Origin of the sequence: Thauera butanivorans, from assembly GCF_048398245.1 — a bacterium.
Taxonomy (GTDB): domain Bacteria; phylum Pseudomonadota; class Gammaproteobacteria; order Burkholderiales; family Rhodocyclaceae; genus Thauera; species Thauera butanivorans.
The window spans coordinates 262,005-281,096 of record NZ_CP183038.1 but is presented as its reverse complement, the minus strand read 5'-3'; the positions used below and the strand labels follow the sequence as shown (position 1 = coordinate 281,096).

The 19,092-nt window shown below is 66.4% G+C and carries 23 protein-coding genes and 1 pseudogene; 5 read left to right on the top strand and 19 right to left on the bottom strand.

The window, feature by feature from the left end:
- Positions 1-54: 54 nt before the first annotated feature.
- The 19 genes from ACNQFN_RS01350 to ACNQFN_RS01260 all read right to left on the bottom strand — a co-directional run bounded on the left by ACNQFN_RS01350 (position 55) and on the right by ACNQFN_RS01260 (position 15,933).
- A complete protein-coding gene (locus ACNQFN_RS01350) occupies positions 55-804 on the bottom strand; it encodes a TIGR03747 family integrating conjugative element membrane protein (protein ID WP_025513266.1) in 750 nt (249 codons plus the stop codon).
- Positions 801-2,960, bottom strand: coding sequence for a type IV conjugative transfer system coupling protein TraD (traD, locus tag ACNQFN_RS01345; RefSeq protein ID WP_418647754.1), 2,160 nt, complete (start codon positions 2,958-2,960; stop codon positions 801-803). Before traD ends, ACNQFN_RS01350 begins: the two co-directional genes overlap by 4 nt.
- A gap of 10 nt (positions 2,961-2,970) precedes the next feature.
- A complete protein-coding gene (locus ACNQFN_RS01340) occupies positions 2,971-3,522 on the bottom strand; it encodes an integrating conjugative element protein (protein WP_032972608.1) in 552 nt (183 codons plus the stop codon).
- Positions 3,519-4,097 (bottom strand): lytic transglycosylase, encoded by a 579-nt coding sequence (locus ACNQFN_RS01335; RefSeq protein ID WP_032972610.1) that lies wholly within the window; start codon positions 4,095-4,097, stop codon positions 3,519-3,521. Before ACNQFN_RS01335 ends, ACNQFN_RS01340 begins: the two co-directional genes overlap by 4 nt.
- The gene (locus tag ACNQFN_RS01330; protein ID WP_032972612.1) at positions 4,082-4,828 is read right to left on the bottom strand and encodes a TIGR03759 family integrating conjugative element protein; all 747 of its coding nucleotides are present in this window, start codon (positions 4,826-4,828) and stop codon (positions 4,082-4,084) included. Before ACNQFN_RS01330 ends, ACNQFN_RS01335 begins: the two co-directional genes overlap by 16 nt.
- A gap of 14 nt (positions 4,829-4,842) precedes the next feature.
- Positions 4,843-5,490: a hypothetical protein gene (locus tag ACNQFN_RS01325; RefSeq protein WP_032972614.1), complete on the bottom strand. Its 648-nt coding sequence runs from the start codon at positions 5,488-5,490 to the stop codon at positions 4,843-4,845.
- Positions 5,487-6,071 (bottom strand): PilL N-terminal domain-containing protein, encoded by a 585-nt coding sequence (locus tag ACNQFN_RS01320; RefSeq protein WP_051621578.1) that lies wholly within the window; start codon positions 6,069-6,071, stop codon positions 5,487-5,489. The genes ACNQFN_RS01325 and ACNQFN_RS01320 overlap by 4 nt, the downstream gene beginning before the upstream one ends.
- A gap of 139 nt (positions 6,072-6,210) precedes the next feature.
- On the bottom strand, positions 6,211-8,484 hold the full coding sequence (locus ACNQFN_RS01315) for a helicase-related protein (RefSeq protein WP_418647753.1): 2,274 nt from the start codon (positions 8,482-8,484) through the stop codon (positions 6,211-6,213).
- A gap of 98 nt (positions 8,485-8,582) precedes the next feature.
- A complete protein-coding gene (locus ACNQFN_RS01310) occupies positions 8,583-8,888 on the bottom strand; it encodes a hypothetical protein (RefSeq protein WP_128666852.1) in 306 nt (101 codons plus the stop codon).
- A gap of 102 nt (positions 8,889-8,990) precedes the next feature.
- Complete coding sequence (locus tag ACNQFN_RS01305; protein WP_142028478.1) at positions 8,991-10,100, bottom strand: DUF6094 domain-containing protein; 1,110 nt, start codon at positions 10,098-10,100, stop codon at positions 8,991-8,993.
- Positions 10,101-10,165: 65 nt separating this feature from the next.
- Positions 10,166-10,816, bottom strand: a complete 651-nt coding sequence (locus ACNQFN_RS01300; RefSeq protein ID WP_003141029.1) for a hypothetical protein — start codon at positions 10,814-10,816, stop codon at positions 10,166-10,168.
- Positions 10,817-10,900: 84 nt separating this feature from the next.
- Positions 10,901-11,266, bottom strand: coding sequence for a hypothetical protein (locus ACNQFN_RS01295; RefSeq protein ID WP_013982123.1), 366 nt, complete (start codon positions 11,264-11,266; stop codon positions 10,901-10,903).
- Between the two features lie 89 nt (positions 11,267-11,355).
- A complete protein-coding gene (locus ACNQFN_RS01290; RefSeq protein WP_010792165.1) occupies positions 11,356-11,967 on the bottom strand; it encodes a DUF3275 family protein in 612 nt (203 codons plus the stop codon).
- Between the two features lie 55 nt (positions 11,968-12,022).
- Positions 12,023-12,574 carry an STY4534 family ICE replication protein gene (locus tag ACNQFN_RS01285; RefSeq protein WP_010792166.1) on the bottom strand — a complete coding sequence of 184 codons (552 nt, stop codon included), beginning with the start codon at positions 12,572-12,574 and terminating at the stop codon, positions 12,023-12,025.
- A 344-nt stretch (positions 12,575-12,918) separates the two neighbouring features.
- Entirely contained in the window at positions 12,919-13,284 is a 366-nt protein-coding gene (locus tag ACNQFN_RS01280) for a DUF3085 domain-containing protein (RefSeq protein WP_010792167.1), read from the bottom strand.
- A 65-nt stretch (positions 13,285-13,349) separates the two neighbouring features.
- Entirely contained in the window at positions 13,350-14,021 is a 672-nt protein-coding gene (locus ACNQFN_RS01275; protein ID WP_418647752.1) for a GTPase, read from the bottom strand.
- Between the two features lie 290 nt (positions 14,022-14,311).
- A complete protein-coding gene (locus ACNQFN_RS01270; protein ID WP_418647751.1) occupies positions 14,312-15,028 on the bottom strand; it encodes an ABC transporter substrate-binding protein in 717 nt (238 codons plus the stop codon).
- A 250-nt stretch (positions 15,029-15,278) separates the two neighbouring features.
- Positions 15,279-15,671: a hypothetical protein gene (locus ACNQFN_RS01265; RefSeq protein ID WP_418647750.1), complete on the bottom strand. Its 393-nt coding sequence runs from the start codon at positions 15,669-15,671 to the stop codon at positions 15,279-15,281.
- A gap of 25 nt (positions 15,672-15,696) precedes the next feature.
- On the bottom strand, positions 15,697-15,933 hold the full coding sequence (locus ACNQFN_RS01260) for a hypothetical protein (protein ID WP_418647749.1): 237 nt from the start codon (positions 15,931-15,933) through the stop codon (positions 15,697-15,699).
- A gap of 348 nt (positions 15,934-16,281) precedes the next feature.
- On the opposite strand from ACNQFN_RS01260, the gene ACNQFN_RS01255 reads away from it, so the two are divergent.
- From ACNQFN_RS01255 to arsC, 5 genes and pseudogenes are all read left to right on the top strand, one after another.
- Positions 16,282-16,611 (top strand): ArsR/SmtB family transcription factor, encoded by a 330-nt coding sequence (locus tag ACNQFN_RS01255; RefSeq protein ID WP_024537143.1) that lies wholly within the window; start codon positions 16,282-16,284, stop codon positions 16,609-16,611.
- Between the two features lie 11 nt (positions 16,612-16,622).
- Positions 16,623-17,087 carry an ArsI/CadI family heavy metal resistance metalloenzyme gene (locus ACNQFN_RS01250; protein WP_011829938.1) on the top strand — a complete coding sequence of 155 codons (465 nt, stop codon included), beginning with the start codon at positions 16,623-16,625 and terminating at the stop codon, positions 17,085-17,087.
- 12 nt (positions 17,088-17,099) lie between these two features.
- Positions 17,100-17,597: an arsenate reductase ArsC gene (locus ACNQFN_RS01245; protein ID WP_024537141.1), complete on the top strand. Its 498-nt coding sequence runs from the start codon at positions 17,100-17,102 to the stop codon at positions 17,595-17,597.
- Between the two features lie 9 nt (positions 17,598-17,606).
- Entirely contained in the window at positions 17,607-18,698 is a 1,092-nt protein-coding gene (gene arsB / locus ACNQFN_RS01240; RefSeq protein WP_418647748.1) for an ACR3 family arsenite efflux transporter, read from the top strand.
- Positions 18,695-19,081, top strand: a pseudogene (gene arsC, locus ACNQFN_RS01235) (arsenate reductase (glutaredoxin)); the annotation flags it as partial. The gene arsB and the pseudogene arsC, both read left to right, overlap by 4 nt.
- Positions 19,082-19,092 lie beyond the last annotated feature (11 nt).

Below are 19,092 nucleotides of genomic sequence, written 5' to 3'. Positions count from 1 at the left end.
CGCAGAGAGGTATCGGTAACTGAGTCATGCGTACTGTTTCGCACGACGTATTTTCTACAGGTACTTCTTGAAACTACTGGCGGCGATATTCATTGCCACCCCGAGCATTGCTGCACTCGGCAGCAGGATCACCAATGGGTGCAAGGAAACCGGCAACGCCAGGTAAGTCACCCACGGCAACACCGCCAGCGGCATCAACGCCGCCTTCGCCCGGTGGTAGACGAAGCCCGATTCCCGCCCGGCGCCGAACTTGCGGATGTCGCGGCGAACCAGTCCATCGACCAGGCCGACGAAGGTCGCGAGCAGGAACAGGGGCAATGTCAGCATCAGGACCAGCAGGCGGACGATGAACGTCAGGATGGTGAAGCCGGCAGCAATCAGATAGCTCTTGGTCCAGACATAGACCTGGGCGACGTAATAGCGGAAGTCTCGGTGCGCGCCTCGGCTGGGTGCACTGGCCTGCGCCGAGGCGTCGCGCATCCAGTCCAGCAAGCCCGTCTTCACGAAAACCCACTCGTAGGTGCCCTCCACCAGCCAGCGCGCGGTACGTCCCGGCTCCTGCACGACGGCGCTCCGGGTGAAATGGGTGGAGAGCTGGTTCAGTTCGTAGTCGAGCATGCCCTGCGCGTGGCGCCAGCCCTGGTCGGGCCAGAACAGGTGCATGCCGACGCATTCGATGACGATGGACAGCAGCAGCGAGGCGACCAACATGCCGAACAGGCGCCATGGCAGCGTGACCACGCTGGCGACCAGGCCGCGTTGGCGCGCCTGCTGTCGCTCGGCGGTCGCGGCGGGCTCTTTCACGATGGGGCCTCTTCATCCGGCGTGCCTTCTTGCACTTCCGTGGCCAGATCCGCTGGCAACGCATCGCCGTCGTGCAGCCGGGGCAGACCGTTGCCCTCCCACCATTCGCCCGCCTCGGCGTAGTGCTGGCGCATGTAGCCGGCCAGTTGCTGCAGGTCCCGGGGCATGGCTTCGTCCGGATCGGGCGCCGGCAACGGCATGCGAACCTTCCACAGGTTACCGCCTTCGATGAGGGCGAAGCACTGCCCCTTGGGCAGGCCGACCACGTGCGCAGGCTCGATGAGCGGCACGCTCGATGTGCTGATGCGGTCCTGCGCGTTGCTGGTGAAGTCGGTCGGGCCGTGGATGTCGGAACTGTCTGTGGCGCCGCTGACCAGGGTGGTGGTGTAGACCTCCACCTTCGGCAGTTGTCGTGTCAGCAGTTCGGCGGTGGCGGTCTCGCGCACCCGCAGCATGAACAGGTTGTTGAAGTTGCCGATGACCTGGCCGGCCTTGGCGCGATTGCCGATGCGCGCCTCGATGTCCGAGAGCGTCTGCGTATAGGCCGTGACCTGCATGCCCGCACCGCCACCCTTGTTGATGAGCGGGATGAACTCATCGCCCATCAGTTCGTTGAACTCATCCGCATGAACGTTGATGGCGACCTTGGCATTGGCCGATGCCCCTGGCAGGCCATCGTCGATGCCGTGCTTGTAGATGTGCCCCGCCACGGACACCAGGTCGCTGAACATGCTGTTGCCGACGGCCGCCGCCACTTCGGCGTCGGACAGCGCATCCAGCCCCACATAGACCACGGCCCGCTTCCTGATGACCTGCATCCAGTCGAAGATCGGGCGCGGGTCGGACAGGTCGGAATAGTTCGGCGCGAGCAGTTGCGCGATCTTGCCGGTGGTGAGCTTCTCCAGCAGCGGCAACAGCGAAGCGACGATCTTGTCGAAGTAGGTGCGGTCGTAGCGCACCGCGGAGCGCAGGCCGTCGAGCACCGCGTCGTAGGTTCGCGTCTGCGACAGGTACTGCTCCAGTGCCACCACCCGCTTCTCTCGCCCGACCATGTGGCGCGGGATGGTCTTGTCGTTGAGTCGTCCTTCGAGTTGGACGATCACCTCCCAGGCCTTGGGCTCGGTTCGGGCGAAGAAGTGCTGGGCGTACTCGATGAACAGCGCGTCGATGTTGACGACGTGGCGCTGGATCAGCAGGTAGTCTGGCCGCTGCCCCAGTTCCACCAGGGCGCGCGCGATGATGTTGACGAAGCGCCAGGCGAACTCGCGGAACGCGGCGCTGTTGCCTTCGCCGGAAAGCTGCCCCGCAATGCGGGTGGCGACTTCCGAGATGCGCCCGAACCGGCCCACGGCGTTGTAGCGTGCCGAGATGTCGGGCCAGCCCAGGTGGAACACGTACATCTCGCCCTCGCGTCCGGCGCGCCTGGCCTCGACATACATGCGCTTGAGCAGGTCGGCATCGCCCTTGGGGTCGAAGACGATCACCACCTCGTGCTCGCCATGGACCTTGCGGCGGATGTCCTGGGTGATGAACAGTTCGGCCAGGCGCGTCTTGCCCACGCGCGTGGTACCGAGCACCAGGGTGTGGCCCACACGCTCGCCCAGCGGCAGGGTGACGTCGGTTTCGTGCGGCTCTATGCCATGCAGGCGCGGCATGCCACCCACTGGCGGCAGCGGCCGGACCGGGTTGAGCGGGCTGTCCCAGGCCAATGCCCGCGCCAGCCTGGGCAGCGGCGGCGGCGCGAACTCCAGCCGCTCCTCCAGGCGGCGCGCCAGGCGGTAGAACGTCGTCGGTTCGGCGTAGCGCCGGAACTCGGGCTTGTAGGTCTGCGTCAGCCGATGGGTGTGTCGTTGTTCCCAGCGGAAGCCACGCCCAACGAACAAGCGGTACTGGCTCACTGGTACGTCGCGACTCGTCATCACGTAGCGTGGCAGACGACGGATGTGGCGGCGATAGCGCAGGATGGCCCAGGCGTCGCGCAGGCGAATCGCGCCGAAGGCCAGGAAGGCCAGCGCGCTGCCGAGGCCGAGTACCGGATTCAACGCGAGCGACCACGGTGCCACCACGCACACCATCGCGGCGCCTGCGCATACGGCAACGGTGTATAGCTCCACCGCTGGCCGCAGCAGGACTTCGACGGCGTGCGGCTGGGCCATCGGGCAGTTCTCACTGTTCGATGCCGGTGGCGGTCACCAGCACCGGGTAGTGGCGCAGCCCCAGGCGCCCGGCCAGTTCGTCCCCGGACGCCGGCGCCAGCATCAGCCCGGGCGCCAGGGCACGCAGTGCCGCAAGTGCCTGCGGTGACTCGACCTGGACCACCAACCCCACGGCTCCGAACTCGCGCAGCGCCGGGGCACGCTGGCGCAGCCAGGCATGGGAGCGCGGGTCATCACCAACCAGGAACATCGGCGTGAGCCCCGGCGCCTGGATCGCTCGGGGAGCCACATCGCCAGGGGTCAAATGGGCCGAGCGCACCGGCAGCATGGCCGCCTCGCCAGAAGGCCCTTCGGGCAGGCGTGGCATCTCGATCCTGGAAGATGGCCTGCTTCCGGTGCGCGGTTGCAGGTCCAAGGCCTGGTAGTAAGGCAGCGCGGAGGCACCGCCGCGATCCTCGACGACGATCAAGGGCGGCGATTGTGCGAAGGCGGCTGGTACGGACACGAGCGGCAGCAAGCCGATCAGCCACCGCACAACCGGACGGAAGATTCGAGGCTTCATGGCAGGGTTCTCCGGGTATCCGCGCCCCGCGCTGGCTCGCCCAGTACGCGGGCCAGGTGGCGTCCAACGCTTTGGCGGTAGCGCGCAGCGGGTGCGCCACCAGCGGGACGGTGGTAGCGGCCGATCGTGATCAGCCAGTCCTGGCCAGGCACGTGCTGCTCGCGCAGGATCTGCGCGGCCAGCGCCAGGTTCCGATAGGGATCGAGCAGTTCGCAGGGGTGGTCGTAGCGGTGACGCTGGTAGCCCAGGTTGATCTGGCCCAGGCCGGCGTCGATGCGGGTGCGCGGCACGTCGCGCAATGCCTGGTGCAGGCCGGCGCAGGCCTCGGTACGGGTGGCGAACCGATGCGATGCCCCGGCCACGTTGAGCGTCCAGGGCCAGGGCACGAGGCGGTCGTGGTACCGGGTGCCACTCTCCTGCAAGGCCACCGCGTACAACACCGCCGCCGGAATGCCCGCACGCTGTGCCGCGAACTGGTAGGCCGGCGGCGGAACCTCCCCGGCCTTCGCCTGGCCGAGTGGCCAGCAAGCCAGCAGCAGGAGCGCGAGACGCGCGAGGCCTACTGCCGCTGCCATTGGCCGCCGACCTGGCGCACGACGGCGGGCAGTTCGCCCTGCAGGCCGAGGGACAGCCAGCGCCCACCGTCGTGGTTGAGGGTGATGTGCCGTGCGCGCACCTTCGCCGGGTCGATACGGGCCCGGCGTGCCCATTCACGAATGCGCGCGTCGTCGGTGCGACTGCCGACGACATAGACATCGAACTCGACGCCCGACGCTTGCAGCCGCTGCACGGCCTGGTCGCAGGCGGTACAGCCGTCCTTCACGAAGACGGCGGTTCGGTCGGTGCCCGATGCGATGGTGGTGCCCGCGCCGGTCGGCTTGGCACCGGGCAGGTTGACCCGCGCCATGCCCGGCGCGATCCGTTGCCAGGCGGCGTCGTAGGCACGCTGGTAGGCCAGCGTCTTCTCGACCCGCCGGGCTTCGGCCCGAACCTGCAGTTCCGCGTAGCGGCGGCGCTCCTCGTCGGAACGTGCCTCGATGCCGAGGGCCGTGAGCGGGTCGAGGCTGGGCGAGTAGACGCCCAGCGGCCCCTGCATCAACTCGCGATAGCGCGTCCATTCGTCCGTGCGCAGCCCCCAGTCCTGCGCCCGCTGTTCGTCGCTGCGAGCGATGGCCGCAGGCGCTTCGCGGCTCGGCGCCGTCCTGGCCACGGTGGTTGCGCCGGTGGGCTGCGCGAGCGCCGCCTGCATGGCGGAGGCGGCCAGCAACGCGGCCAGCAACGGCGGGGTCAAGTGGCGCGGGACCATCGGTGTGGGCCTCCTTATCGGGGAGGGATGGGCAGCCTGCGGATCTCGTCACCCTGCCGGAAGACGGCGCCATCGCGCTCGATGCCGTCCAGCCGCCAGCCGCCCTCCGACTCGCCGGCGCGCAGCAGGCGGACATCGGCCAGCCCGGTGCCATCGGCAGGCATCACCGACACGAACTGTTCTCCCGCACGCAGTTCCACTCCGATCAGGCGGAATGAAGGCTCAACAGGCTTGGGTTGGACCGCCACAGGTTGGGATGGCCGTGGTGCGGGCAGCTTGGGCTGGCGCGAGACCGGGCGGGCTTCCAGTCGCGTGACGCGGGTTTCCAATGCGTGCAGCGCATCGGTGGCGGCGTAATGGGCCTGCGCCAGCTCGATCGCCGCCAGCCGCTGGTCCAATGCCTTGGTGTCCTCTTCGTAGCGCGCCTGCGGCAAGGCAGCGGGCTGAGTATGGCGTTGTTCGATCCGATGCGAGAGGCCGTCCAGTCGGGATTCGAGCAGGGACACCTGCGCGGTGGGCGCGAAGGCCTGGGTCCGTTCAGCCAGCCCGGACAAGGCCATGTGATCCACCAGCACCACCGCGCTGACGAGCAACAACCAGGTTGCGGCCGCGACCCGCAGCAGCATCGTGCGCTGGCCCGTCGCCGAGTCCCGGATGGTCATGGCGCAACCTCCTGGATCAGCGGAGCGGGCTCAGCCGAACGGTTGATTTCCGGTGGCTTGGGCTCGTGCGGCGTACGAGCTTCCCTGAGGCTGCGGATGAAGCACACCTTCCGCTCACCGTCGTCGACCTGCAGATCCCAGGCGGGGCCGGCCAGGGTCAAGAGCGCATCGCGCAGCAGGAGCGGGCCGAGCCGGTAGTGAGCCGCCGGCAGCGGCAAGGCCAACAGATCGGCGGACTGCTCATCGCACAGCCGGTAGCCGGAACGCAGGACGAGGTGCCGGAGGGCATCCCCGACGGTGGCGCCCAGCGTGCCGGGGATAACCACATCCACCACTTGCAGCAACAGGTCGTGCTGGGCCGCCGTCGGCGCGAGTTCGACCAGGGTATAGCGGCCATATCGTGTCACCGGCACGAACTCCGTCACGGCTTCGGGCGCGATGTCGATGGCTTCGGATGCGGGCGTCGGTGGCATGGCGTTCGTCATCGCGCAGCCGCTGGCCATGGCGGCCAGGAGCAAGCCGGGCAAACGGATCAGATGGCTGCGTCCGGCGATACGGAAGGGCTGGCGGGATGGGCACATGGATCGGTGTCCTGAAACAACGAGCCATCACCATCGCCGCGCCGGCCCTCTGCCGCAGCAAACAAAGCGAATCCATCGGCTCCCGATTTGCCAGGAAAAATGCCGGCGACCATAGGGCCGCCGGCATGCAACGCATGGATCATGCCGCCACGAGCTGTCGTGCCAATGCCACCTCGACGGAATCACCGTCCTGGTTCAGGACATCGAGCCCGGACTCCGGCACGTCGCCCGACGTGCTTTGCGACACCATGATCTTCCGGGCCATCAACCCCAGGCAGGTCATCTGCGAGGAGTTGGCGTAGCCGAGGTAGATCACGCGCACCGGCTGCTTCTGGCCGATGCGCCAGGAGCGCCGGGCGGCCTGCTGCAGCGAATACACGTTGTACCCGCTCTGAAGGAACACGATGGTCGGGAACTCCAGCAGATCCAGGCCGGTTTTCACCAGTTCGGGATTGGTGATGAGCACGTCGATGCCACGGTCCAACTGCTCGGCGATCCAGTCCTCGCGGCGGGAGGCATCCACGCTCGCGCGCAGCACCGCCACCTTGAAGCCTTCCTGCTCCAGCAGCACCTTCAAACGCGACGTGGTGTCGCGCGTGCCGGTGTAGACCGAATAGACCAGGGTCTTGCGTCCTTCCGCCTTCTCCTGCTTGCAGATCTCGATCAGCTCGCGCTCCTTGGGCATCACCTCCAGCTCGTTGAACTGAGCCGGCACGAACGCCAAGGTGTTGCGCGTGCGCGGATGCACCACCGTTTCCGACCGGAAGCAGCAGTCCGGCCAGGCCAGCAGCACGTTGAGGACCACACCGAGCAGCGTCGTGTCGCGCTTCGCCAGGGCCTGTTTCAGCTCCTGGGTCAGGCGACCCGCCAGATCGCGGTAGGCCGCGGCCTGCGCCGTGTCCATCGCGACTTCGCGGAACTCCTCGTCGTAGGGCGGCAGCACATTGCCGCCGATGTCCTTCAACTTGAGGAAGACCGTGAACGGCAGAACGCAACGCAGCACGCCCTTCGGGCCGAAGCCCGGCGCCTTGACCGTGCGCACCGATACCTTGGTGCCCTTGGCCGTCTTGTGCGCCGTGCCGGTGCTCTCGGAATAGATGTCCTTCAAGACACCGTGGTCGCGCATGAACGCCATCGCGGCCGACGTCATGCTGCCGCTCTTCGTCGGCCGGTAGCCGTCTTCGATCATCCGCCCCGGAAGGGCTCGGAACAGCAGGTGGAACAGGTCGTCGCCGTAGCCGCCCATCAGTGTGCCGGTGAGCAGCAGCGTCTTGCGCGCCTTGGCCGCCAACACCCCCATGGCCTGGCCCTGTGCGGAGCCGCCGTTCTTGTACTCGTGCGCCTCGTCGGCGATGAGCAGGTCGAACGTGCCTTGGGGAAGCTGTCTCTTGATGAACTCGGACGGCTGGTAGCCGCCTTCGCCGAAGCCGAACTCCATGTTGGCCATCGCACGTTCCATCCGGTGGGCTTGCCGATCCGAGAAGACCAGCTCGCCGTTGCCATCCATCAGGTTGATGAACTCGTGGATGTTGTCCCCGAGCATCGACGCGAGGAAGGCGTCGCCGAACTTCTGCATCAGCTTCTGCGCGGTGACTTCCCCGATGGTTGGAATACGCTTCAGTGCCTTGAGCACGGTCGAGGACTGGTCGCTGGCGGACAGGCCTCTGGGACGGATCAACGACCACAGCGGTGCACGGCAGTGGCTGCACTTGCGGCGGTACTCCGCGGCTTCCAGCTCGACCGGGTTGATCGGCTCGCCGTCGAGGTCGGTGATGACATGCCCGCAATCCGGGCAGGCCCCCACGTCGCCGTGAGGCGTGCGCCGACGAACGAAGACAGGTTTCCAGTGGAACCCCATCCGCATCCGCACGCGGCCCAGGACGAAGAACTCCTGGCCCTGGGCCGGCACGCCCAACTGCTCGCGCAGTTTCAGCAGCTTGACCAGCGTGTCCGGGCCATTGAGCACCCAGACCTTGGCACCGGTCACCGTCTCCTGGATTTCGCGCCGCCACTTGTAGACCAGGTGGGGTGGCGAGAGCACCAGGGTGCGGCGGTAGCCTTCGGCGTTGAGCACGGCGGCCGTGGCGATGCCGACGGTCGTCTTGCCGCAGCCCATCTCGCCGTTGACGATCGCGGCACGTTCGCCGCGGTCGACCAGTAGCTCGGTGACGGCATGGACCACATCGGCTTGCGCCGGGAACAGCTTGCGCTTGAGCGAGGCGAGGATCAGTTGCCGATGCACCCGCACCTGGCCGGTGTAGACCGGAGGATTGGCGCGGTTCAGCGAATCGAGCAGCTCGTCGCCGAACTCCGATACGAAGTCCTGCAGGCTGAGCGTGAGAGGTGAAGCGGCCGCTTCGAGCAGGTCGCCCTGCACAGCGGTTTCGGGAACGGTTTCGAGAACGATGGACATGGTGATGCTCCAAAAAATGGGGCATGCACCTCCCCCACGGGGCGGTGACATGCCCCTGGGTGGGAAGAAAGAAGCGGCACGAGGCCGCTGGATGCGGATCAGTATTCGCTGGGCAACAGCAGCGTGGTGATGCTGCGATCCCATTCGGTGATGATCCAGAGCTTCAGGTCGCGCGTGACCTGGTAGGACGAGAACAGACGATCCTCGCCGGATTGCAGCGCGGCGTCGTTCAATCGCCGATCGTCGTCGCTCAGGTCGCCCCAGTCGCCATGAAGATGGCGGCGCAGGTACGCGCTGGGATTGAGCCGGCCCTGTCGGACCAGCTCGTCGACGCCGGCGGTCATGACCACCTGCCCGGGCGAAAAGCGTGCTTGTGACGCGAGGTTGAGGATTGCGAGTGCCATGGTGGTTTCTCCTTCTGGAAGAAGGGGCCACGGCAACCCATCGGGGGCAACGTGACCCCGGTGGGCGGATGAAAGCGACGGCGAACCGTCAGGGAACAGCGATCAGCGGATGGTCAGCACTTCGCCCCACGTGGGCGAGCCCAGCGTCAAGTCCCATGCACGAATGACCGGCACGAACTTGTCGGTGAGGATGCGCGTCTCGGCCACGGAGCCGTCGTCGCGTTCGGTGTACTCCGTCTGGAGGGTCTTCTCCTTGTGGGTATCACCTTTGACGACGAGCACGCGCCCGCTCTTGGACGTCACCACGCCGGAGATCGCGCCTGCGGCCAAGGCCAGGGCGAGATGCCAGTGCGACAAGGCCCGCGCGGGTGGACGCAGCGACTGCTGCGCGCCACCCAGGTGCGTATCGAGCGCCGGCCAGAGTCCTTGCAGCCGGCCGACTTCATCGGCGAACTGCTCGGGCTCCATCGTCACGCGATAGAAGTGCTCCGGCTCGGCCGGGCTGGCAGGGACGGTGTACGGCAGGAACGGCCATTCGAGCGGCAGTTCCTCGGCTTCGGCGTCACCCTGTCCGATCTGCAACAGCAGACCGCGCACGGCTTTGACCGACTCCGACGCCTGGTCGCGTTGACGAATCCTGCGACCGAAGATCACCACCTGCTTGAACTGCGTTTCCACCGCACGGTAGATGCGCAGGTCGGCGAAGTGGCGCGTCAGCCATCCGACCAGCTCGGCGTCGAGCACGTAGGACGGCACGATGAAGATCAGCACGCCACCGTACTGCAGCAGCGGCAGCGCGCGCTGATAGAACAGCTTTTCCAGCCGCGCACGGCCCTGGCCTTGATAGCCGATGTTGCCGTTCACGTCCTTGCTCAGGTCGCCATACGGCGGGTTCAGCCACAGCAGCCCGAATGACTGGCGCGAGATCAGCGTGTCCATCAGGTCACCGTGGATGCAGCGATCGACCAGTTGCCGTGCGTGGCGGGCACGCTCGGCGTCGTACTCGACGACGAAGGCCTGGACCTGCTCGCGCCCGAGGGCGTGGGCGGCTTCGGCAATCGCCACGCCTTCGCCGGCGCAGGGATCGAGGATGGACATGGAGCCGGGAGACGGCGCCAATGCGGACAAGGCCCGCTCCAGCGTCGGCTCGTCGGTGGGGAAGTAGCCGTTACGGATGAAATTGCGCGCCAGGCGCGGAAACATGAGTGCCATGGATTTCTCCTGATGATGGATGAGGGAAGGCGGGCACGCGCGGCGCGCATGCCCGTGGGGATGGCTCACGCCACACGCCGAAGCGGTGCGTTCGCGGCCAGTTCGTACTGCGTGGCACCGAGGGTGCCGTTGCGGATCAGCTCGCCCAGCGCCTTCGTCAGTGCCGGGACATCGAGGGCCAGCCGATGGCCTTCCAGCGGCCCGAGGGCCAAGGGAAGACCGGTCAGCATCCGCCGTGTCTGCAACAGCTCCAGCACGGTGTCGCGCCAGTGGTCGAGCAGTGGCAGCGGGCAGGTGTCCTGCACCAGCGTCCACAGCCGGTCGAGCCGGTGAGCGGAATCCCTGGGCAGAAGCGCCAGCGCGCTGGCGTTGGCCTTGTCTGGCTTCACGCAGCGACGATCGAACAGCCACACATTCGTCAGCGAACCGAACAGCGTTCGCCGATAGGCGCGGGTGATGCGCTTTTCCAGGTTCTCGACGTTGCCGACGAAGACCGGGATGGATGCGCCCTGCTCGGTGATGACGTGGAACTGATCCAGTCCCTGTTCATCCCGGCCGAGGGTCAGGCGGGCGAGGAACTCCTGAACGGCGGTGTCGCGCGCCCAGATCGAGAGAAAGACGAGATTGCCCTGCTCGTCACCGACGCAACCGTCGGCCATGAGGTCGGGGCATTCGTCGATGCGGTACAGCGGTTTCGCGGAAGAAGGTGCAGGCATGGTGATGTCCTCTTGGAAAAGAAGGAGCAACCACAGCCCGCGGGGCCGTGCTCGCCCCGGTTGGGTGAAGGAAGATGCGTGCCGCTAGACAGCGCGTCCCGCGTGAAAGCGGTGAACCCGCTCGCGCCACTCGGAGCTTTGCACCGGCGCCATGTCGAGATAGCGCAGCGGGCACGAGTAGTAGTACGGATGCACGGACTCATCGAGGGACTTGTAGCCCCAATCGCCGCCCGAGCTTTCCAGCAGATGGCAGCCGATGTAGCAGACGGACTCACCGGCCGCGAGGCCCATGACGCCCGCCTGCCTGGCGGTGACGCGAACCACGGTCCACAGAACGTCGCCGTCCAGCGTGTGGTCGATGACTTCGCAGCAGGCGCGTTCGGACGCCTGCGGAGCGAGCAGCTCGCGGATCAACTGATCGCGCGTCTGACGAACGAAGGTCCAGCCCATGAGGGTCTCCTTGAAGAAAAGGCCGGAGCCCTCCCCGTCGGGGGAGAACCCCGGCGGGTGGCGGAATGCCGCGCAAGGCGGCGGATGGATCAGGCAGCTTGGAGGTGCCAGTCCTGGGACAGCGGAGCGAACTCGTAGCCCAGCTTGTCGAGACGGTCGCGCTGCTGACGCAGCACACGACGATCCACGGTCGCATCGAGCTTTACGGTCTCGCCCAGGGGCCACAAGGCACCGAACAGCGCCGCGTCGTCTGCCTCGGCCGAGGCCGCAGCGGACACGGGAGCCGGTTCGCTGCCGAACGGCGTGGTATCGACCAGGGGATCGCGCGGACTGCGCGGCTTCGCCTTCGGCTTGGCCGGGGGCGTTGCCGGCGCGGGCGCCTGCGCTTCCTCGTCGATTGGATCGACTTCCTGCGGACTCAGCCGGCGGGCTTCGTCGCGGCTCAGGGCGTCGATGTTGGACAGGGTCATCCCGCCCAGATGGGCGCGGATCTCGATGACCATGCGGCCGTTGGCGTTGTACGTGGAGGGGCGAATCTCGACGATGACGAAATCACCGTCGTACTTGCCCTCGCGGTACTGATCGAGTTCGGCGTTCTTCACGACGAACTCGCCGATCGAGGTCGCCAGGCGGCCGACGTTGAAGTCGCCGTTCCTGCCGTGGATGGTCTTGATGGCCAGTTGGCCGGGAATGGTGATCATGAAGGTCTCCTGCGGACGAAGAGAAGACAAGGCCCCGGGGATGGGGCCTTGCGGATCAGAACGACTCGGCAACGGCCAATGCGGGGGCATCGGCAGCGTCGTCGGCAGCATCGGCGACGGGCCTGGAAGGCTCCGGTGCCGAGGCTTGCTGCGCGGCGGGCGCGTCGGACGTCACGGGGACTTCCGGGTCGCGCTCGTCGGTCTCGGTCGGCTTGGGTTCGGCCTTGTAGACGAGCTTGCCGTCGACCTTGATCCAACTGACGAACAGCAGACGGGCCTTGAGGCTCACACCCTGCTCGCCGGCACGCTTCCCCTTGGAGTAGGTGAAGGTGTCGGTCCACAGGTCGCCCAGGCGGAAGCCGATCATCACCTTCTTCTCGGCGTCGACCGCCTGAATGCAGCGGCGCACCAGGTGCTGCGCTTCCGAACCCGATACGCGCGTGTCGAAACGCACATACGAGACGTCGTCGCTGGGACCGTTCAGAGCCGCGATGTCGCAGGCCAGGAACGCATCGCCCTTCTTGGGCTTCACTTCGCGGATGCGATTGAGATACCCGAGGCCGGTGATGTGCAGATCGAAGTAGGACTTTTCGGTGGAAGTGGTCATGGTGAATCTCCTGGGAACAATGAGGCGGAGACACACCCGACCCAAGGCGGGGAAGGTGTGGAACCCCCGCGTGGGTTGATGGAACAGCTTGGAGGCATCGCCATCGAGAACCGATGGCCGTTCGCGCATGGATGCCGGTGCGAACTGGAGTGATCAACGCGGTCGGAACCGCGTCGCAGCCTTGAAGATCGTGGCTGCCTGGGCATGTCGCTGACGGACGTCAGCGGAACATGGCCGGAAGCGTGGCGCCAGGACGGCGCGCAGGCGAGCGGCAATCGGCACTCGCGGCTGTCCGCATTGCCGGGAAGAAAGAGGCCCCCGGAGCGGGGGCCAGGGATGGGCGGTCAGTTACCGCTGGGCGTGGGAGGAACCGCCTGCAGCGATAGGTGTGTCGCGGAGGCGGACACGTCGAGGTCGTCCTCGCTGCGCAGGATGCGCGCAAACACGCCCTCCTGCGGATCGAAGAACTCGCCGAAGTCGTCGCCACCGAACTCGGCGCGCGCCAGCTCCCACCAGTCGTCGAAGGCATCGACATCCGGGTTGCAACCGGCGGCATAGGCGATGGTCTTCTGGCGACCATCGGGTCGGCGCTCGCCGCACTCGGCCAGGAAGTACACGCCCTGATCCTTGACCAGGATGACGCGGCATTGATTCGCCACCGCTTCGGCGAGCACGGGCCGCAGCTCCGTGCCTTTGAATCGAACAGTCATGAGTGTGATCTCCAGGGGGCAGGAAAAACGGCTTCCCGCCGCGAGGGCGGGAAGCTGCTGTGAGATCAGTGCCGGATAGCCTTACGACACGACAGGCACTGCACGCGGATGCGCCGCCAACTCCCGTCGTCGATCAGCCGTTCCAGCGTCTCGCCGAGGGTGTCGAAGAACACCTCATCGACCCGTTCGATCAGCTCGCCGTCGCGGCGCAGCTCCACCGCGTAGAGGTCGAGGCCACGCTCATACAGCACGGTGACGCGCCGGAAACCGTCGGGAGCGGGCAACTGCTCCAGTTGGTTGACCAGTTCCTGCAGCTCGGGGCAGCGAGGCTTGGGAATCGGCAGCTTCGCCGGTGCGGACCCGAGCACCAACCGCTTCACCGTGTAGGGCTGGCCGTCGGCGGTGAACTCGGTCTGCTCCTCGGGCGTGTCCGCTCGCTGACCGTCGAAGCGGCGTCTGACATAGGGTTCGACCTGCACCTTGGCGCCCTCGTCGGGCACCTCAGTCACGAGCGTGCGATCGAGCACCGCGAACTCGGCTCGCCCCGTCTTGACGACGATGGCCTCGTCGGTGGTGGCGATGACCTTGCCCTCGAAAGGCTTCGGGTCGATGTGAAAGCCCAGCGTCGAAACCTTGGGCTGGCCGTCGAAGATGTTGAACTTGAACGAACGGACGTTGGAAGGCACATGACCGACAACGAGCGTTGGCATCTGTGCACGGATGGCTTGGGTATCCATGGGGAGACTCCTTGTGGCAACCAAGGGACTCCCGCCCGCAAGGGAGGTCTGTCCCTTGAGGGTGAGGTGGATGGACGCGGGTGCGCCCGGAGAACGAAGCAACCAGCACGGCGAACCGCGCCGCAGTCTTGAAGGTCTCGACTGCCTGGGCATGCTGCCGGCAACGCCAGCGAACATGCGGCCAGCGTGCGGCACATGGCGGCGGCCGTCCGTTGGGAATCGGCAATGCGCCGGCACCGCGTTCCGCGAAAAAGAAGAGCCCCGACGTGGGGGCTCGAATGGGTTGCGGGTTACTCGTCGTCGTAGAGCGTCAGCCCGTCCAGCACGGGCGCGTCGGCATCGAACACCAACATGCGAACGTCGGCGAGCGCAGCCAGGTGCAACACTTCCACGAGGGACTCCGGCACGCCCTTGGCCCGGTGCTCCTGCCGCAGCTCTTCGGCGGTGATGCCCTCGACATGCTGCAGGTTCGCATCCGTCCAGGGCGTGGCGATCAGCTTCACGCCGACCGCCGGGCTGTAGGGAATGCGGAAGGCCACGAACAAGAAACCGCTCGGCGTGGCGATGTCCGCCAGTTCGGCGAGGAAGCGGCCGGCCTCCTCGGTGATGTGCGCCGAGCTGATTTCCCAGGCACGGCTGTAGAAGCCGGTCTCGAAGCGCAGGCGGCGGACCACCTCGCGCGCGGCTTCCTCGGAGTAGGTATCGCCGACGTGCAGTGGCTGGCCGGCTTCTTCGGCCATGACGGCGTAGACGAAGTTTCGGGCGATACCGTGGCTGGGGCACTGCGCGTCCAGATCGGGCGGCACGTTCTGGCCCTCGGTGATCAGCGCGAAGTCGTCGCAGAAGACGCAGGCATGGCGCTCGACCTGGCTGGCCGGCAGATGCGACTGCGAGACGTGCAGCGGCAGATAGCTCAGCGGGCAGTCGTCGTCGTAGGAAATCGCCAGCAGCCGCTGCACGGACAGGCCATCGTAGCCGCGGACGAAGGGGTTTTTGGAATGAGACATGGGATTCCTCCAGCAGAGGATGGCCGAGGCAATCCCCTGCCGGGGATTGAACCCCAGCGAGTGGATGAAGTGGCAACCGGTCAGCCGGCCGCGGCGTCGGGCCGCCCTGGTGGCGGGCGGTGCAGGTCAGTGGAAGATGGTGATTCGGGACATGGCCGCTCCTGCGAAAGGAAGGAGGGACATGGCCCCGAACGGGGACGCATGTCCCTCGTGGGGTGGGATGAAAGAACGGTGGGTTGCCAGGCGCGGCTCACCAGCCGTTGTAGTGCAGCGTGAGGTCGGCGATGACCTGGCGCCGTTCCAGATCGAGGCCGCCGAAGTCGGACAGCCCCTCGAAGCCGCAACGCTTGAGCATCGCGCCGCCCTCGCGGGAGTTGTAGAAGCTCACCATTGCGGACAGGAACATGCGTTGACCGCTGCTCAGCACGCCCAGGGCGTCGTTGAGCATCAGCATGTTGGGCCGCAGGTCCCACTTGGTGGTGGCACGCTGCAGACCTTCGCGTGTGCCGTCGCCGAACCACTCGTGGCCGGCGATCTGCGCGCCGCGCTTCCAGGCCTCGAAGAAGGCCTGCGGTGCAACGTCGAAGTGTGCCTGTTCCAGCGCCATCTGATCGAGCACGTCTTCGGGTAAAGACAGATTCATGAGAGAACTCCTTGAAGGGTGGGAATCAGGGGTGAGCGCGCTGTGCCCAGGCATGGGTATCCAGGGCGCGCTGTGCTGCGAGGTGGTTCGGGAAATACTCGACGGACTCCCGCGATACCGGGCCTTCGTCGTCTTGTGTGCCGATGTAGTGGCCGGCCGCGCTGCGCAGCACCTGTAGCGGCAAACGCTTGCCGGTCCAGGCCAGCGCCAGCGCACCACTGCGCACTGCGGTTGCAGAGGAAGATGCGGAAGGTACAGACATGCCGTGCTCCTTGGTGGGTCGGGGAGCACGCATCCCGCAGGGGATGGGTTCCCCTCGGGTGGTTGAGAAAAGTGCATCGTCGCCTGGCCGGCGAGCGTCCGCGGTGAGCGATGCGAAGCGGACTGGATCGGTCAACGCGGCGAACCGCGTTGCAGTCTTGAAGACCGAGACTGCCAGGGCATGCCGCTGACGACGGTCAGCAACGCATGAGGGTGAGCTTCGGACTATCAGATAGCCGCGTCACGCAGCAATCGGGCGCAGTGGCGTCCCCGATTGGGGTCGGGCGCGCCCGGTCCTCTATTGCGATGTGCTTGCACAATTATTCAATAGATGTTGTATTATTGAACTATGAACGAGACCCAAGCCGTTTCCGCCCTGGGCGCCCTGGCCCACACCCAGCGCCTTCGCGTGTTCCGCGCCCTGGTCGTCGCCGGCCCCGAAGGGCTCACGCCCAGCGTCCTGGCCGACCAGCTCGACGTGGCCCGCAACACCCTGTCCTTCCATCTGAAGGAGCTGGCCCATGCCGGCCTCGTCACCATCGAGCAACAGGGCCGCAACCTGATCTACCGCGCCGACTTCGCCCACATGAACGGGCTGCTCGGCTACCTGACCGAGCACTGCTGCCAAGGTGGCGTGTGCGAGGCCAATGAATCCACCCGTGCCTGCGCCTCCTGCTGAAAGGAACCTCCATGAAACGCTTCCACGTCCACCTGCACGTCGATGACCTGAATCGCAGCATCGGCTTCTATTCCCAACTGTTCGCCGCGCAGCCGGCTCGCATCGAGGCCGACTACGCGAAGTGGATGCTCGAAGACCCGCCGGTCAACTTCGCCATCTCCACGCGCGGCAGCAAGCCGGGCATCGACCACCTGGGCATCCAGACCGATGACGCCGACGAACTCACCGCCCTGAAGGCCCGCGCGCAGGCTGCCGACATGGCGCTGCTCGACGAAGGCACCACGACCTGCTGCTATGCACGCAGTGAGAAGCACTGGGTCACCGACCCGCAGGGCGTGGCCTGGGAGCATTTCCACACGCTGGGCAACATCCCCGTGTTCAACGAAGCGCCGCAGCCCGCGCCGAGCACAGCTCCAGCTTGCTGCGCGCCGAGTGACAGTCGCGCCGCCGCGAAACGGGCTGCTTCTTGCTGCTGACGCGAGGCATCGATGACGACTGAAACCACCTACAACGCGCTGTTCATCTGCACCGGAAATTCGGCGCGTTCCATCCTGGCCGAAGGCATCCTCAACGAACTGGGCCTGGGACGGTTTCGCGCCTACTCGGCGGGGAGCCACCCCAAGGGCGAAGTCCACCCGCTGGCGCTCGCCACGCTGGAGCGCCTGCGCCTGCCAACGACCGGCTACCGCAGCAAGAGCTGGGACGAATTCGTGGCGCCCGGTGCGCCGGTGTTCGATTTCATCTTCACCGTCTGCGACAACGCCGCTGGCGAGGTGTGTCCCGTATGGCCGGGCAAGCCGGTGTCGGCCCATTGGGGCGTGCCCGATCCGGCCGCCGTCGAAGGCAGCGAGGAACAGCAGCGCAAGGCGTTCATGGACGCCGCGTTGACGCTCAAGCGTCGCATCGAGCTGTTCCTGTCGCTGCCGCTCCAACGGCTCGATGCCATGTCGCTGCAGCATGAGCTGCGCGTCATCGGCAAGCAGTGAGGTAGCACGATGACCGTACAGACAGAAGCCGTCGCCGCCACGCCATCGTTCTCGATGAGCATCTTCGAGCGCTACCTGACGGTGTGGGTGCTGCTGTGCATCGTCGCCGGCATCGCCCTGGGCCAGCTCGCGCCTGGCGCGTTCCAGGCCGTCGGCCGCATGGAAGTGGCCCAGGTCAACCTGCCGGTCGGCCTGCTCATATGGGTCATGGTGATCCCGATGCTGCTCAAGGTGGATTTCGGCGCGCTCGGCCAGGTTCGCCAGCACTGGCGTGGCATCGGCGTGACGCTGTTCGTCAACTGGGCGGTCAAGCCGTTCTCGATGGCACTGCTGGCCTGGCTGTTCATCCGCCACGTCTTCGCCGACTGGCTGCCGGCCGACCAGCTCGACAGCTACGTCGCCGGCCTGATCCTGCTGGCCGCCGCACCGTGCACAGCGATGGTGTTCGTGTGGAGCCGACTGACCGGCGGCGACCCGGTATTCACTCTGTCGCAGGTGGCGCTGAACGACACCATCATGGTGTTCGCCTTCGCGCCCATCGTCGGGCTGCTGCTGGGCCTGTCGGCGATCACCGTGCCGTGGGACACGCTGCTGACCTCAGTGGTGCTCTACATCATCATCCCCGTCGCCCTCGCGCAGGTGTGGCGCCGCTCGCTGCTGCGTCGTGGACAGGCCGCGTTCGACCGCGCGCTGGAGCGCCTCGGCCCGCTCTCAATCGCAGCGCTGCTGCTGACGCTGGTGTTGCTATTCGCCTTCCAGGGCCAGGCCATCCTGCGACAGCCGCTGGTGATCGCCATGCTCGCCGTGCCCATTCTGATCCAGGTGTTCTTCAATTCCGGCCTCGCCTACTGGCTCAACCGCAGGGTCGGCGAGAAGCACAACATCGCGTGTCCCTCGGCGTTGATCGGTGCCAGCAACTTTTTCGAGCTGGCAGTGGCAGCGGCCATCAGCCTGTTCGGCTTCCATTCCGGCGCGGCCCTCGCCACCGTGGTCGGCGTGCTGATCGAAGTGCCGGTGATGCTGCTGGTGGTGCGCGTGGTCAACCGTTCCCGCGCCTGGTACGAACAGGCCCCGCGCAACGCAGCGAGGCATCCGGCATGAGTACCGTCACGATCTACCACAACCCGGACTGCGGCACGTCGCGCAACACGCTGGCGCTGATCCGCGCCAGCGGCATCGAGCCCACGGTCATCGAGTACCTGAAGACGCCGCCCGACCGCGAGACCTTGAAGGCGCTGATCGCGCGGATGGGCATGGGCGTGCGGGATGTGTTGCGCATCAAGGGCACGCCCTACAAGGAACTGGGCCTGGATGCCGCGCATTGGAGCGACGACCAGTTGATCGATCAGATGCTGGCGTACCCGATCCTCATCAATCGGCCCATCGTGGTGTCGCGCTCGGGCGTGCGCCTGTGCCGCCCCTCGGACATGGTGATCGACCTGCTGCCGCAACGACCGGCGGGCGAGAACCGCAAGGAGGATGGCACGCCGCTGCT